Annotated in this window: 15 protein-coding genes; 7 read left to right on the top strand and 8 right to left on the bottom strand. The window is 33.9% G+C overall.

The features are described from left to right. Positions 1-15: 15 nt before the first annotated feature. Both rnhA and purN read right to left on the bottom strand, forming a co-directional pair. The gene (gene rnhA / locus BMW63_RS01860) at positions 16-501 is read right to left on the bottom strand and encodes a ribonuclease HI (RefSeq protein WP_074720653.1); all 486 of its coding nucleotides are present in this window, start codon (positions 499-501) and stop codon (positions 16-18) included. A 48-nt stretch (positions 502-549) separates the two neighbouring features. Then, on the bottom strand, positions 550-1,110 hold the full coding sequence (purN, locus tag BMW63_RS01855) for a phosphoribosylglycinamide formyltransferase (RefSeq protein ID WP_074720651.1): 561 nt from the start codon (positions 1,108-1,110) through the stop codon (positions 550-552). Positions 1,111-1,286: 176 nt separating this feature from the next. Here purN and BMW63_RS01850 point away from each other — a divergent pair, with 176 nt between their 5' ends. The 6 genes from BMW63_RS01850 (at position 1,287) to BMW63_RS01825 (ending at position 6,631) form a co-directional block, all read left to right on the top strand. Then, on the top strand, positions 1,287-1,523 hold the full coding sequence (locus tag BMW63_RS01850; protein WP_007137004.1) for an acyl carrier protein: 237 nt from the start codon (positions 1,287-1,289) through the stop codon (positions 1,521-1,523). Positions 1,524-1,710: 187 nt separating this feature from the next. Next, entirely contained in the window at positions 1,711-2,964 is a 1,254-nt protein-coding gene (fabF, locus tag BMW63_RS01845) for a beta-ketoacyl-ACP synthase II (RefSeq protein ID WP_074720649.1), read from the top strand. A gap of 5 nt (positions 2,965-2,969) precedes the next feature. Further along, positions 2,970-3,710 carry a ribonuclease III family protein gene (locus BMW63_RS01840; RefSeq protein WP_074720647.1) on the top strand — a complete coding sequence of 247 codons (741 nt, stop codon included), beginning with the start codon at positions 2,970-2,972 and terminating at the stop codon, positions 3,708-3,710. Positions 3,711-3,824: 114 nt separating this feature from the next. After that, positions 3,825-4,313: an IPExxxVDY family protein gene (locus tag BMW63_RS01835; RefSeq protein ID WP_074720645.1), complete on the top strand. Its 489-nt coding sequence runs from the start codon at positions 3,825-3,827 to the stop codon at positions 4,311-4,313. Positions 4,314-4,318: 5 nt separating this feature from the next. Next, the gene (gene pyk, locus BMW63_RS01830; RefSeq protein WP_074720643.1) at positions 4,319-5,749 is read left to right on the top strand and encodes a pyruvate kinase; all 1,431 of its coding nucleotides are present in this window, start codon (positions 4,319-4,321) and stop codon (positions 5,747-5,749) included. A gap of 108 nt (positions 5,750-5,857) precedes the next feature. Further along, positions 5,858-6,631 (top strand): Bax inhibitor-1/YccA family protein, encoded by a 774-nt coding sequence (locus BMW63_RS01825; RefSeq protein WP_074720641.1) that lies wholly within the window; start codon positions 5,858-5,860, stop codon positions 6,629-6,631. A 54-nt stretch (positions 6,632-6,685) separates the two neighbouring features. Here the strand turns inward: BMW63_RS01825 and BMW63_RS01820 are convergent, their stop codons facing one another. Then, positions 6,686-7,201, bottom strand: coding sequence for a PAS domain-containing protein (locus tag BMW63_RS01820; protein ID WP_074720639.1), 516 nt, complete (start codon positions 7,199-7,201; stop codon positions 6,686-6,688). A 92-nt stretch (positions 7,202-7,293) separates the two neighbouring features. Then, positions 7,294-8,376 (bottom strand): DNA polymerase IV, encoded by a 1,083-nt coding sequence (gene dinB / locus BMW63_RS01815; RefSeq protein WP_074720637.1) that lies wholly within the window; start codon positions 8,374-8,376, stop codon positions 7,294-7,296. Between the two features lie 203 nt (positions 8,377-8,579). Here dinB and BMW63_RS01810 point away from each other — a divergent pair, with 203 nt between their 5' ends. Continuing rightward, on the top strand, positions 8,580-9,047 hold the full coding sequence (locus BMW63_RS01810) for a CYTH domain-containing protein (protein ID WP_074720635.1): 468 nt from the start codon (positions 8,580-8,582) through the stop codon (positions 9,045-9,047). Between the two features lie 3 nt (positions 9,048-9,050). Here BMW63_RS01810 and BMW63_RS01805 read toward each other — a convergent pair whose 3' ends face one another. The 4 genes from BMW63_RS01805 to BMW63_RS01790 all read right to left on the bottom strand — a co-directional run bounded on the left by BMW63_RS01805 (position 9,051) and on the right by BMW63_RS01790 (position 14,638). After that, positions 9,051-9,548 (bottom strand): septal ring lytic transglycosylase RlpA family protein, encoded by a 498-nt coding sequence (locus BMW63_RS01805; protein ID WP_074720633.1) that lies wholly within the window; start codon positions 9,546-9,548, stop codon positions 9,051-9,053. A gap of 84 nt (positions 9,549-9,632) precedes the next feature. Continuing rightward, positions 9,633-10,055 carry a hypothetical protein gene (locus tag BMW63_RS01800; RefSeq protein ID WP_074720631.1) on the bottom strand — a complete coding sequence of 141 codons (423 nt, stop codon included), beginning with the start codon at positions 10,053-10,055 and terminating at the stop codon, positions 9,633-9,635. A gap of 154 nt (positions 10,056-10,209) precedes the next feature. Continuing rightward, complete coding sequence (locus tag BMW63_RS01795; RefSeq protein ID WP_083380327.1) at positions 10,210-11,238, bottom strand: fasciclin domain-containing protein; 1,029 nt, start codon at positions 11,236-11,238, stop codon at positions 10,210-10,212. A gap of 52 nt (positions 11,239-11,290) precedes the next feature. After that, complete coding sequence (locus tag BMW63_RS01790; RefSeq protein WP_074720629.1) at positions 11,291-14,638, bottom strand: TonB-dependent receptor; 3,348 nt, start codon at positions 14,636-14,638, stop codon at positions 11,291-11,293. Between the last annotated feature and the right edge of the window lie 129 nt (positions 14,639-14,767).

Raw genomic sequence — 14,767 nt, 5'->3', positions numbered from 1 at the left:
AAACTCGCAAAGTTTTCATAAAACTTTTCCCTCTTCCTTCTCATAAAAAGCATCTATTGACAAGGGAGTGCTTTGGGTAGCCATAACAGCAAGGGCGTCACAACGTTCATTCTGCGGATGATTATTATGCCCTTTTATCCACTTAAAATCAACTTGGTGTTTTCGATAAATAATCAACAGCCGTTTCCATAAATCAGAATTTTTCCGATCTAAAAATCTTTTTTTCTCCCAACCAAAAACCCATTTCTTCAATACTGAATCCACAACATACTTTGAGTCAGAAACAACAAGCACTTTTGTATTTGGATTTTTTAATTTTTCAAGACCTACTATCACCGCTAACAGCTCCATTCTATTATTAGTAGTTAGCCTAAACCCTTCAAAAAATTCCTTTCTATAGGTTTTACCGTCTTTCACACTTTCCATAACAACGCCATAGCCTCCTTTTCCAGGATTTCCTTTGGCAGCACCATCTGTATATATATGTACGTCGTAATTCATTATAGTTAAAATAGATTTGTGCAATATTAGAAATGAATCTTCAAATAGTTATCTCAATAAGCCAGCGATGACCTGAGGGAAAAATTCCTGCTCTAATTCATGAATTTTTTCAGCCACGTCTTCTGGCGTTTCATTTCCAGTTAAGAATACCTTTTTTTGAAAAATAATCCCTCCTTCATCATAATGCTCATTCACATAATGAATGGTAATACCGGTTTCTTTTTCCCTATTCTCTACAATTGCTTTATGCACATTCATTCCATACATTCCTTTGCCCCCATATTTGGGCAGTAATGCGGGGTGTATATTTATAATTTTATTGGGATAGGTAGCGATAATATTTTGAGGAAATTTCAACAAAAACCCAGCAAGAACAATCAAATCTGGTTCAATTGCATTTAATATACGTAGTACTTTACTTTCAAACAGTTCTTCTTTCGAAAAAACCTCTGTTGGTATTTGATTATTTTTTGCTCGTTCAATTACCTTGGCACTTGCATTGTTTGTAAAAACTGTAACCACCGTTCCGGTTTCACTAGAAGCAAAATACTTTATAATATTTTCAGCATTAGTACCCGATCCAGAAGCAAAAACAACTATTTTTTTCATAATCAACCTCATTTTAATAACGCAAAAAACGGGATAAAAATTGAAAATAAATAACATTAGGAAGTCTTTGTTAAAATTTATTTTATAATTTAGTTGATACATTTATCAACTTATTCGTTGTTTTAAAATAAAGTTTTTTATTTTTGCCAACAAATTAAATTCTAAAATTAAAGATTATGTCAGACATTGCATCAAGAGTAAAAGCGATTATCGTAGACAAATTAGGTGTTGACGAAAACGAAGTTGTAACAGAAGCAAGCTTCACTAATGATTTAGGGGCTGATTCATTAGACACTGTTGAGCTTATTATGGAATTCGAAAAAGAATTTGACATTCAAATTCCAGATGATCAAGCAGAAAACATTGCTACTGTAGGTCAAGCTATTTCTTATATCGAAGAAGCTAAAAAATAATAATTTAAACACCCGCTTACTTACACGTATGCGGGTGTTATTATTTTTTTTAAATTTAAATTCAAGATTGATTTTCAATATTCAATCAAAAAAATATTTATTGTAATACCCATGGCTCTTTTGTAATATTAATACAATGAAGAAAGCATGGGTTTTATTTGTTTAAAGATAACAAAATATAAAAGTTATGGTATTAAGGCGAGTTGTTGTGACAGGTTTAGGTGCTCTTACTCCTATTGGAAATAATGTTAAAGAATATTGGAATGCTCTTATTAACGGTGTTAGTGGAGCCGCCCCAATAACTTATTTTGATCCTACTAAATTTAGAACACATTTTGCATGCGAACTAAAGAACTTTAATGCTGAAGATTTTTTAGATAGAAAGGAAGCCAGAAAAATGGACCGCTATGCACAATATGCTATGGTTGCTTCAGAAGAAGCAGTAACTGATGCCGGTTTCGATTTTGATAAACTGGATAAAGACAGAGCAGGAGTGATTTGGGGATCAGGTATCGGTGGATTGGAAACTTTCCAAATAGAAATGTTGAACTTTGCTGCTGGTGACGGTACGCCAAAATTCAATCCTTTCTTTATTCCAAAAATGATTTCGGATATTGCTTGTGGTCATATTTCAATAAAATACGGCTTTAGAGGCCCTAATTTCGCAACTGTTTCTGCGTGTGCTTCTTCTACAAATGCAATTATTGACGCCTTCAATTATATTAGATTAGGACATGCAGATGTAATGGTAACTGGAGGTTCTGAAGCTGCAGTAACAATAGCAGGTATGGGTGGATTTAATGCGATGCACGCACTATCTACAAGAAATGATGACCCACAAACTGCTTCCAGACCAATGGACAAGGACAGAGATGGCTTTGTTTTAGGGGAAGGTGCAGGAGCATTAATTCTTGAAGAGTATGAACACGCAATCGCTCGTGGCGCAACTATCTACTGCGAGATTGGTGGTGGTGGTATGTCTGCTGATGCGTATCATATTACAGCACCGCACCCTGATGGTTTAGGAGCTAAAAACGTAATGATAAACTGCCTAAGAGACGCAGGGTTAAAACCAACAGATGTTGATGGTGTTAACATGCACGGTACTTCAACTCCGCTGGGAGATTTAGCGGAATCTAAAGCAATCACACATGTTTTTGGCGAACATGCTTACACAATGAATTTAAATTCAACAAAATCCATGACAGGTCATCTTTTAGGCGCTGCTGGGGCTGTTGAAACTATATCCTCAATTCTTTCTATGAAACACGGAATAGTACCTCCAACAATAAATCATTTTACGGATGATGAAAATATTGACCCTAAACTGAACTTCACTTTTAATGTTGCACAAAAAAGAGAAATGAATGTTGTGATGAGCAATACGTTTGGTTTTGGTGGACACAACGCTTGTGTGTTAGTTAAAAAATTAGACTTCTAATTTAAATGAGTATACTAAAAAAAATATTTACAAAATCCCGTTCTCTAGAAGACGGGATTTTTTTTGGTTCTATACAAGTCATTTTAGGTTTTCCTCCAAAAAATCTAGACAACTATAAAAAGGCGTTCACACATCGTTCTTCAAATAAACTTAATTCAGACGGGGTTCCTGTCAATTACGAGCGCTTAGAATTTCTAGGAGATGCCATGTTAAGCTCCGTAATTGCAGCGCATTTATTTAATAAAGCACCACTTGGAGACGAAGGCTACCTTACTAAAATGCGTTCTAAAATTGTTAGTAGAGAACACTTAAATGAATTAGGAAAAGATTTAAATCTAATTCGGTTTATCGAAAGTAAAGTTCCAGTACATCATTTTGGAGAAAACATCCACGGAAACATCTTTGAATCGTTAGTAGGTGCAATTTACCTAGACAGAGGCTATAGCTACTGTGAAAAATTCATTCAGAAAAGAGTGATCATTCCTTATGTGGACATTTCCAGATTAGAAGGAAAAGTAATTAGCTACAAAAGTCTTGTTATCGAATGGTGTCAAAAAGAGAAAAAAATATTTCATTATGATATCTATGAAGACAACGGAATAGACGGAACACGCTTCTTCGGGGTAAAATTAAGTATAGACGGTAAAGTAATTGCAAAGGCAAGAGCTACTTCAAAAAAGAAAGCAGAAGAAAAAGCATCTCAACGTACCTATTTTGCATTACAGGAAAAAATGGATAAAAAATAAAATCTATTTACATAAAGCTATAACGTTTTCGTTAGTAAATTAACCAAAACATCCTGAATTAGTGCATCATAACTTCTTTGGATACACTATATTTACAACTTATTTTATCATCAAATGGCAATTCATAAACTGGATCTTGGCGAATTTGACGAAATAGATTACCATCTTATTGCGATACATACTTCATTAGAGGATTATCGATTAGCCTATTTCATCAACCAAAAGCTTCCCATAAACTTAGGTAAAAGTAAGGATGAAGTTCAAATCAATATAAAAGAAGGAGAGACAAAATTTTCCAGATTTTATTATTATGATTCCGAAAATGCAATTTCCTGGAATTTGATTCAAAATAAAAATGAGGTTACGCAACAAAAAAAAGACGCTATCCAAAATTTATTTTCAAATACAACCCTGGAAATTTCTACAAAAGTGTACTTGCTTCCAGAATTTAAAAAGGCAGATTATTTTCTAAAAATTGAAAATACTGAAGATACGATGAACCTACCTAAAATAAAAACAATATTAAATACCATTGATAGTATATCAGCAATTTATACTGTTGATACTAACCAAATAAAATCAAAAAACAATTTAATTTTTTAATACAAATGATTCCAAGCAAAAAAACCAAAATTGTAGCCACACTAGGACCTGCATGTAGCACAAGAGAGATTATAAAAGATATGATTGACGCAGGCGTAAATGTGTTTAGAGTTAATTTTTCTCATGCCGATTATGCTGATGTCAAAGAAAAAATGAAAATCATTAGAGATCTTAATGAAGAGTATGGATATACTACAGCAATACTTGGCGACTTACAAGGTCCAAAACTTCGTGTAGGAGTAATGAATGAAGGCGTTGTAGTACATGACGGTGACTTAATTACGTTTACGACTGCAGAAGATATTCTTGGAACAGCTCAAAAAGTGTTCATGAAATATAAAAACTTTCCAAATGATGTCAATCCGGGAGAAAGAATTTTATTGGATGACGGAAAACTAATTTTCGAAATTGTAGAAACAGACAAAAATACAGAGGTAGTTGCTAGAGTAATACAAGGTGGTGAATTGAAGTCTAAAAAAGGAGTTAATCTTCCTAACACAAAAATATCTCTTCCTGCAATGACAGAAAAAGATATTGCTGATGCTATTTTTGCTATTGAACAAAAAGTAGACTGGATTGCACTTTCTTTTGTAAAAACACCTCAAGATTTAAAAGATTTACAAAATCTGATCGCTGAACATTCTGATTATAAAATTCCGATTGTTGCCAAAATAGAAATGCCGGAAGCATTAGAAAACATAGACAAGATTGTTGCTTATTGTGATGCCTTAATGGTAGCGCGTGGTGATCTTGGAGTGGAACTTCCTGCACATGAAGTACCATTAGTTCAAAAAGAATTGATTCGTAAAGCCAAAATGGCACGAATCCCAGTTATTGTAGCTACTCAAATGATGGAGACTATGATTACTAGTTTGACTCCTACAAGAGCTGAAGTAAATGATGTTGCTAACTCTGTAATGGACGGTGCAGATGCGGTAATGCTTTCTGGAGAAACTGCTACAGGAAATTACCCAGTACAAGTAATCGAGAAAATGACACAGATTATTAAAGCTGTTGAAAACTCTCCGTTAATTCATGTGCCACAAAATACACCACAAATTAAAACAAAACGTTTTATCACTAAAACAATTTGTCGTCATGCAGCAATTATGGCCGATGCTATTAAAGCGAAAGCAATTTGTACTTTGACAAATAGTGGTTATACAGCATTTCAAATATCTGCTTGGAGACCATCAGCACATATTTTAGTATTCACATCAAACAAACGGATCGTTACACAATTAAGTTTGTTATGGGGGGTAAAATCATATTACTATGACAAAATTGTAAGTACTGATGATACGGTAACTGATGTTAATGAAATTGCAAGAGAAAAAGGATACGTAACTAAAGGAGATTTCCTGATCAACTTAGCCGCAATGCCTATTAAAGAAAAAGGGATGGTAAACACCATGAGAGTTTCAGAAATAGAGTAATTTAAATACTCTTCAATCAAAAACCGTCTTGTTATAAATTAAACGAGACGGTTTTTTTGTGCTTACATTTTTTTTAATTTACCTTTGAAAAAACAAATTTTATTTAACATGAATTTCAAATCAAAAAACCCTTTTTTAACTAATAAATCTTTTTCGGCTACATCAGCATCAGGAAAAGAACAAGTGCATAGAGCTACTGTTATTGATTACGATCAAGAGATGACGTTATCTGGCACAATGAATAAGACATTACTTTTGTTTCTATTACTTATTGCCTCTGCCATCGTGATTTGGTGGATGGCTTTTAATGGCACAAACCCAATAGTACCTGCTATTGGTGGCGCTATAGCCGGATTAGTCCTAGTTGTAATTGCCGCTTTCAAACCGCAATATTCACCCTATTTAGCTCCTGGATACGCGTTATTTGAGGGTCTGTTTATTGGAGGAATTTCTGCTATTTTCGAAGCTAAATATCCTGGAATTGTGATACAGGCAGTTGGAGCCACATTTGTAACTTTTGCAGTATGCTTAGGCCTTTACAGATTCAAAATTGTAAAAGTAACAGAACAATTTAAATCAGTTGTTGTTGCTGCTACACTTGCCATTGCTACTTACTACATTATCTCATGGATTGTTTCTATGTTTACCAGTTTTACTCCGGTTCACTATGGTAATTCGATGATGAGTATTGGTATCAGTGTGTTTGTAATTATTATCGCTGCTTTAAACTTGTTTTTGGACTTTGACAGAATTGAAAAAGGAGTTCAAGAAAAAATGCCTAAATACATGGAGTGGTTTGGCGCGATGGGCTTGATGATTACTCTTGTATGGTTGTACATTGAGTTTTTAAGATTGCTTTCTAAGCTCTCAAGTAAAGATTAATTCTAGATTCTATAAAACGTAAAAAAGCCCTTTTTTAAATAAAAAGGGCTTTTTTTATGCTGCTTTTTCAAAGGCAATAAAATGAGATAATTCCCCTTTTCTATTAAATACTGGAAATCCCTTAATTAGACAAAGATAAGTATCACCATTCTTTTTATAATTCAAAACTGTTTTTTCGAAAGGCTCTTGCAATTGGATTGCTTTTCTAATTTCATTAGAAGTTAGTGAATTCGTTGCTGACCCATGAAACATTTTTGGAGTCCTACCCATAACTTCTTCTTCTCTATAACCATTCATTTTAGTAAGGTTATGTGAAGCAAAAACAATCTCTAATTTAGCGTCAGTAACAATAATCACCTCCTCTTTTAGCTTATTTTTGAAATCCCAATCATCTACTCCCCATTTACTATTACTTGCAATTAGATTTAATTTAATACAGTCAACATAGATGTTTTTTACTTCATCTAAGTATTCACGGTGAAAATTCCATGCCAAAATAGGAACTAACGTCCGATCAAGAGTATCATAACGCCTCGCAAATGCACTATCGTAGTGTTTAAAATCTAACATGACCTGTATTTTTAATCAAATATAAATAAAAATAAAAAAATAAAATGTTTTTCTAAGGGATTTAACTATTGTTGAAGATGCCTAAGCAGGTCTTAAAAACTAAATTTTAGCTGTACCACAACAGCTTTCTTAACTTCCGTATTTAAATTATTCAAGGATATTCCTAATAACCGAACCGAATTTTTCATGCGTTCCTGATATAAAAGCTCCTTTACCGTTTCTAAAATCAATCCTTTGTCAGCAATAAAATAAGGCAATGTTTTACTTCTGGTTTGCTGAGTAAAATCACTGTACTTGATTTTTAAAGTAACTGTCTTCCCAGAAATATTATGTTTTTTGAGCCTTCTCTCTAATGTATTTGCAATGTTTTCCAGTTGCTCAATCATAAAGATCTCCGATGAAAGATTTATGTCAAAAGTATGTTCTGCAGCAACAGATTTAGTGATTCTATCTGATTTGACCTCGCTGTTATGAATTCCCCGCACGACATTATAATAGAAGCCTCCCGCTTTTCCAAAATGTTTCTCCAGGAATTCTAATGACTTGCTTTTTAATTCAACTCCGGTAAAGATTCCCAACTGATACATCTTTTCGGTAGTAACTTTCCCTACTCCATAAAATTTACGAATGGGTAATTCTTCTAAAAAAGTGATCACCTCCTCTGGATTTACTGTCTTTTGTCCATTGGGTTTGTTGTAATCACTAGCGATTTTTGCAACAAACTTGTTGACTGATATTCCTGCTGATGCGGTTAGTCCCACTTCTTTGAATATTCGTAAGCGGATTTCTTCTGCCAATAGACTAGCACTAGGGTTTCCTTTTTTATTTTGAGTAACGTCTAAATAGGCTTCATCAAGTGAAAGCGGCTCCACTAAATCAGTATACTCTCTAAAAATTTTATGAATCTTAGTCGAAATTTCTTTATATCTATCAAATCGCGGACTAACAAAAATAATGTCAGGACAATTTTTCTTTGCCATTACCCCACTAATAGCACTTCTTACTCCAAATTTTCTCGCCTCATAACTTGCAGCCGCTACAACACCCCGATTTTCAGAACCACCCACAGCAACTGGTTTTCCTCGTAGTGAAGGATTATCCATTTGCTCCACAGAAGCGTAGAAAGCGTCCATGTCGATGTGTATGATTTTTCTATTTGGGCTACTTTCGGACATGATACAAATTTAAATAGCTTTTCTATGAAAACATTCTATTAGAGTATAAATATTTGATACATTTGAATTAGGGATAGCCCAGATGGAAATGGCATCCTTTTTAATTTTTCTAGAAACTGAATTTATTTCCGATTCTAGAAAAAACAAAAAGATATAATAAAAAGCTGGAAGAAGCTCTTATTAAAAACCAAATAGACTTTTAAATGATAGAAATAGAACGAAAATTTTTAGTTACATCAGAGGCTTTTAAAAAAGAGGCTTTTGAACAAAATCGAATTAAACAAGGCTATTTAAGCTCCGTCCCAGAACGAACAGTTCGCATTCGAGTAAAAGCAGACAACGCCTATATCACGATAAAAGGAGTGTCAAATGAGACGGGAATGTCTCGTTTTGAGTGGGAAAAAGAAATTCCCGTAGCCGAAGCCGAAAAATTACTATTACTCTGTGAAAAAGGAGCTATTGACAAAACTCGTTTTGAAATAAAAATAGGAAACCACACCTATGAAGTTGACGAGTTTTATGGCGAAAACAAAGGTTTAATTATTGCCGAAATAGAGCTTCACTCTGAAGGTGAAACTTTTGAAAAACCAAGCTGGCTAGGCAAAGAAGTAACGAATGACAACCGGTATTACAACTCTAATTTAAGTATTAATCCTTTTATGAACTGGTAATAATTATTTTTTAAAAGCTTCAATCGTTACAATCATAACTCCAGCGCCTTTGTTTTTTGCTATTTCCATAAAAGCTATTTTAGAAAGGTCAATATCTCTCGATTTTACAAAAGGCCCTCTGTCAGTAACCTCTACAATAACAGATTGTCCATTGGCTTGATTCGTTATTTTTAGCTTAGTTCCAAATGGGAATTTTTTATGAGCTGCTGTATATTTGTGCATGTCAAATAGTGCACCGCTGGCTGTTCTCCTACCGTGAAACTTATCAGCATAATACGAGGCATGGGCATCTTTCTTGTACATGACTAACTGACCCATCTTATCTTCTACCGAATCTTTTTTAATTTCTTGCTGCAGAACTAAGACCTTGGCCTTTTTGATAGTGTCTTTGGCTACTGAAGTTTTTTGAATTGGAGTTTTTTGATTATTGATAATTAAACTTTGACTACTCACCAATGCAACAATGGTAAATAAAAAAAGAGCTGTGATTGATTTTCTCATTATTAACTTTTTAGTTCGACTCTGTTTAAACAAAAACCATACCTTGATAAAAAAAGCCCTATAAATAGGACTTTTTTTGTTTTTTTATAACCACATTGCCCATGGAATTCTACTCAAAATAAGCAACAATCCCAATCCGTAAAAAATAGAAAAAGTCTTAAATTTTGATTCAGACGTTGTCAATTTTTTATGTTTTGTCCATCCAATCGTGATTAACGTGATAGCAATAATGTTAATTAGAGGATGTTCTAAGGAAGTCAATCGCAATGCTTTATCAGACATTTGTCCCAATGAAGCAAAACCAAGTGGACTAACAAAATACAAAATCAATCCAATTAATAACTGAGTATGTGTTCCTATCAAACCAAAAATAGCTATTTTTCGATCCTTAGTCGTAAATTCTTTTTTGGAAAACACTCCAATAAAAGCATTAACTACTGCAACCACTAATAATACAAGAGCTACATAAGCCCAACCAGAATGAAATTCTTTTAAAAATTCGTACATAGAGTAAATGTTATTTTTTTAAAAACAAATATAGACAAAAAAGGCATAAAAAAACCACTTATTGCTAAAAGCTAAAGTGGCTGTACAATTACTATTATAAAATAAACTGCCTAAAATAAATTTTAGGCAGTTTATATAAATTTAGATTATAGTCTTACAAAAATGGTTGCAATACTTTATCTACTATTTGAATTACTCCATTTGTACCTTGAATGTTAAAAGTTTTTACTGTACCATTAGTAGTCCCTACTACATCCTTAATTTTTACAGTACCAGCCAAAATTGTAAATTTGTTAGGTGTATTTAAAGTTGTAATAGCAAGGTCAGAAGATGAGTATGAAGAAGTTGAACTTGGAGCTCTGTTTCCACTCTCTAAATGATATCTTAAGATATTTATAACTTGCGCATCCGTTTTCCCTACTAAATAACCACCCGTAGCAGTTGCAGTAGTAAAAGCACCATTATCTGGAGCATATACTGTAACTGCAGCTGAACCTGTAGCTCCATTCAACGTAGTTAAAACTGAAGCCTGCGGCGCAGAAGTAACAACCGCTAATAAAGAAGACAAGTTAGGGTTAGATTTTATTTGATCGACGATTGTTGGTAATTTCAAAACTGCATCAATAATATGGATGATTCCGTTATTAGCAATTGCAGCATCAGCAGTAGTAACTTTAGCACCACCGTTAGCTATTCCTCCGTTTAAAATTACATCATTGCCTACCATCCTAACAAATACACTTAAGTTAGCACCTGACGTAGAAGTAGAAGATGTCTTTAAGAACCCAAAAGTTTTAAAATAACCTCCTGCAACTAAATCATTAGCTTTAGTTCCTAAACCAATTACGTGGTTTTGCAATACCAATTTTAAATTTGCGATAGCAACGTTATCAGCTGGAGCAACTAACGCATTAATACTTGCGCTTGTAAAACCTGCTGCAGTGAAAGCAGCGTTTGTTGGAGCAAAGACGGTATAAGATCCAGCATTACCCAAAGTACCATCTAAACCCGTTTTTTTCAATGCATCAACTAAGATACTAAAGTTAGCAGGATCAGCTTTTGCAATATCAATAATAGATTTCAAAGGAGTTACCTCTTTTGGTGAATCACTAGTACAAGAAAAAGTCGTAAGAGCAACAGCTACGATTGCTATGAAAGACAGAATTTGATTTTTTATTTTCATGACGTTTAAATTTATTTTTTGAACTTTTTATTTTTAAAATATGTAATGCTAATTAATTTCCGAAAGTATATCTTAGTGTAAATTGCGCTTGCCAAACATCAAATGTCGAGGCGTTTTTTTGGAAAGTGTCCTTCGCCAAAGTCCTTACTCCTTGATTGTCCGTTTGAAATGCTAACGTGTAACCTGGAATAAAATTATTTGAACTACTTGGTGCTTGAGAGACATTTAAAATACTTGCTGCTGTCGCTCTTTGCGAAACTCCCCAACTACGGTTAAGTAAGTTTGTAAAGTTTAAGATATCAGCTCTAAATTGAAAACTATTCTTTTTTCCACCAATTTTAAGAAAGAAATCTTGTGTTACCGATAAATCAACTCTATGTAACATTGGTAAAAGATTCACGTTTCTATCAACATATTGCCCTCTTTTTGTAGAAAGATATGGGTCTTGGTCAATGAATTTATCAAAAGCTTCTTGTTGTTGCGCTTCGGTATACAATACAATTGATGAACCCCCAAAATTTTGAGATATTGGAACAAATCGAAGATCAGTCGCTTTATTAGGAACAAATAATAAATCATTTCCATTAATACGGTCACCGTTTAAATCTCCTCCATAAGTGTAAGAGAAAGAACTCGATTGCTCACCAATATACCCAAGGTTGATAGACGTTGATGCTCCAGTTTTATCTCCATATTCGATTTTGTAACCAAGAATACCCACCATTCTGTGTGGAGTATTATTATTAGACAAACCTAATTTTTGATCGTTATTTCCATTGATTGAACGCACTCCGTTCCAGCTACCTGAAGCAGTTGATCCTGGAGACAACAAGTCATTAGCTTGTGAATGTGTGTAAGCAAATGAACCCCATAGCCCTTTTTTGTAAGGATACTCTAGCTTGAATGTCGTAGAATAAAAATATCCTTTATCTGTATTACTAAGAACAATCGCATTAATAACATTGTTGTTTATTCTTACACCATTATCATTTCCAGCAAATAATGGTCTGTTATCTGGACCATTAATTGTTCCTACTGGATTTTCAAAATTGGCATTAGAATAAGCAGTTTCATTGATATTCTTACTGTAAATTCCCTCTATTGTACCTGTAAAACCGAAAGGTAGTTTTTGGTCTAAGGCAATAGTTGTTTTCCACGTTTGTGGGAATTTATAATTTTTTTCTGTAAATGCTAAATCTATAGAAGAAGGTAAGGTTGGTGTAGAAGGTGTGAAATATTTATTAGGATCAGCTGTAAAACCATATCCACCTGGACCAACATTAGAATCACTTGCATCAATAAATCCAGTAAGAACTCCGTTATTACCTATTGCATTCGATAAAAATACAAGCGGCGGTCTTCCTGAGAATATACCAGAACCTCCTCTAACAATAGTTTTAGCATCACCAGTAACATCTAAATTGAAACCTGCTCTAGGTTCAAAAAGATATTGAGAATTTGGCATATCACCAGTATTGAATTTTTGGCCATTAGCAAAAGTCAAACCATTCACTACAGCGTTTTCAAGTGCCGTATCTACAAATGATACTCTTGAACCTCTTAAACCAAAAGTAACTTTTAACTGATCGTTAACTTTGAATTCATCTTGAAAATAAAGATCAATTTTATCTGATTTTAAAACCTGTAAAGGCTCAACGGCTCCTGGTAAAGCAGAATATCTAAATTGAGTTCTTACTGGTAAATTATTCACTGAAGGAGCTCCACTTAATGCAATAGACTCATTGGCCGCATTATAAAACTCACCTAAAGAGTTAAATATGAAAACTCCATTAGAACCCGAGAAAAATAAATTACTTGATTCAAAATGCTCATAGTTAGCTCCAAATAATAAAGAGTGTTTCCCTATCGTTTTTGTCACATTATCAGTAAAGTGTAGTGTAGAATAAGTCAATTTATTTCCTTGCGTAAAAGGATCCAAACCAGCTGAAATGAAGGTTAAGTTACCTGTTGTAAATCCAGGACCCGTAGCATTTGGCTGCCCATTTTTAATGTCAATAGTTGGGAATAATCCACCACCTTGTAAACCTCTATCCTCAATTTGTTTATCATAACCTCCAATGAAGTTGTTACTCCAAGATTCAGATAATTTACTGTCTAATTGAACAACGATAGATCTTGTATTGTCAAGAATAGTATAACCACTATTTTTGAAAGACATTGAATTTACATTCGTTCTTCTGTTTCCAAATCCTAATGAATTTGAATTAGACGTTAATTCGTCAGAAGAGGAATCATGATGAACGTAACGAATAGAAAATTTATTATTATCATTAATGTTCCAGTCAATTTTAGCAAGATACTTTTTAGAAAGTTTTTTTGCATCATAATTTTCCCATGGACCAGTAGTATATCCCAACTTATCTTGCAAAAAAGTAGAAAGATCCTGCATTTGTTGAAATGTAGGAGCAGATACCTGACCACTTGGAGCAGGAGAACCTGTGGATGTCCATGTTGTAGCCGGACTTGTATTATCAACTGTTTCAAAGTTTCCAAAGAAAAACAATTTATTTTTAATGATTGGCAAACCAATTCTAGCACCTAATATTTTTTCTTCAAAAGTAGCTGGTGCAATTACAGTTTGACCTGCTTTAGTTCCTATGAATTCTTTTTTATTACTTCTGGTAGAAGCATAAACTGAACCTTCAATTTCGTTAGTACCACTTCTAGTAACACCATTGATTCCAGTACCAGTAAAACCTGATTGACGAACATCGAAAGGCGCGATACTTATTTGCAACTGCTCGATTGCATCTAATGAAATAGCAGTAGAACCTGTTCTTCCTCCCGCTTGCGCGTCAGATCCAAGTCCGAAACCATTATTAAATACAGAACCATCGATAGTAAAGTTATTTAATCTTGAATCTTGTCCTCCAAAAGACCCACCGCCACCAGCATTAGCGTTATACTTCGTGATTGAATTGATCGATCTGGCGCCTGTAATAGGAATGGCAGTCAATTCTCTATTAGAAAATTGTTGCGAAGCCCCAGTTTTTCCCTTATTAAAAGCTCCGTTAGATTTAGTCGAGACAACAACTACTTCTTTTAATGTATTAGTTTCTTCTTTTACTATAACATTAACCGTTAAATTACTTCCTAAGGGAGCATTAATTTCTGTGATTTCAGTTGTTTGGTAACCAATATAAGTCACTTTCACAGTGTAAGGCCCACCTGGTCTAAGTCCTTGAACAGCATAACTTCCGTCAAAATCTGTCGTTGAAAAATATTTTGTTCCAGTAGGTTTGTGAACAACTTCTACCGTCGCTCCAGGCAACAACTCACCTGTCGTCGATTTAACCTTTCCAGACATGGCAGAGCTAGTAACCTGCGCATGACCTACAACGGATAAAAACGTAATCAAAATAAAAATAATTCTTTTCATTTCTGTCTTTAGTTTAGTTTATTAATTTTTGGCAAAAATCTAACATTTTTAGCAAATCAATGTTAATTATTTGTTAATAAAACGACACGGAATAGTGAATTTTAACATAGTTTTCCGTTTTAAGCGTTT

Origin of the sequence: Flavobacterium frigoris, assembly GCF_900111075.1 — a bacterium.
GTDB classification, from domain to species: domain Bacteria; phylum Bacteroidota; class Bacteroidia; order Flavobacteriales; family Flavobacteriaceae; genus Flavobacterium; species Flavobacterium frigoris.
The sequence above is the reverse complement of the archived record's forward strand: the minus strand, read 5'-3'. Positions and strand labels throughout refer to the sequence as shown.

Excerpts from the sequence above, each read along its gene's own strand:
- BMW63_RS01810 (WP_074720635.1), top strand. The coding sequence starts at position 8,580 with ATGATAGAAATAGAACGAAAATTTTTAGTTACATCAGAGGCTTTTAAA.
- dinB (WP_074720637.1), bottom strand. The coding sequence starts at position 8,376 with ATGTCCGAAAGTAGCCCAAATAGAAAAATCATACACATCGACATGGAC.
- BMW63_RS01790 (WP_074720629.1), bottom strand. The coding sequence starts at position 14,638 with ATGAAAAGAATTATTTTTATTTTGATTACGTTTTTATCCGTTGTAGGT.
- BMW63_RS01820 (WP_074720639.1), bottom strand. The coding sequence starts at position 7,201 with ATGTTAGATTTTAAACACTACGATAGTGCATTTGCGAGGCGTTATGAT.
- BMW63_RS01840 (WP_074720647.1), top strand. The coding sequence starts at position 2,970 with ATGAGTATACTAAAAAAAATATTTACAAAATCCCGTTCTCTAGAAGAC.
- BMW63_RS01825 (WP_074720641.1), top strand. The coding sequence starts at position 5,858 with ATGAATTTCAAATCAAAAAACCCTTTTTTAACTAATAAATCTTTTTCG.
- fabF (WP_074720649.1), top strand. The coding sequence starts at position 1,711 with ATGGTATTAAGGCGAGTTGTTGTGACAGGTTTAGGTGCTCTTACTCCT.
- BMW63_RS01800 (WP_074720631.1), bottom strand. The coding sequence starts at position 10,055 with ATGTACGAATTTTTAAAAGAATTTCATTCTGGTTGGGCTTATGTAGCT.
- pyk (WP_074720643.1), top strand. The coding sequence starts at position 4,319 with ATGATTCCAAGCAAAAAAACCAAAATTGTAGCCACACTAGGACCTGCA.
- BMW63_RS01850 (WP_007137004.1), top strand. The coding sequence starts at position 1,287 with ATGTCAGACATTGCATCAAGAGTAAAAGCGATTATCGTAGACAAATTA.
- rnhA (WP_074720653.1), bottom strand. The coding sequence starts at position 501 with ATGAATTACGACGTACATATATATACAGATGGTGCTGCCAAAGGAAAT.
- BMW63_RS01835 (WP_074720645.1), top strand. The coding sequence starts at position 3,825 with ATGGCAATTCATAAACTGGATCTTGGCGAATTTGACGAAATAGATTAC.
- purN (WP_074720651.1), bottom strand. The coding sequence starts at position 1,110 with ATGAAAAAAATAGTTGTTTTTGCTTCTGGATCGGGTACTAATGCTGAA.
- BMW63_RS01805 (WP_074720633.1), bottom strand. The coding sequence starts at position 9,548 with ATGAGAAAATCAATCACAGCTCTTTTTTTATTTACCATTGTTGCATTG.
- BMW63_RS01795 (WP_083380327.1), bottom strand. The coding sequence starts at position 11,238 with ATGAAAATAAAAAATCAAATTCTGTCTTTCATAGCAATCGTAGCTGTT.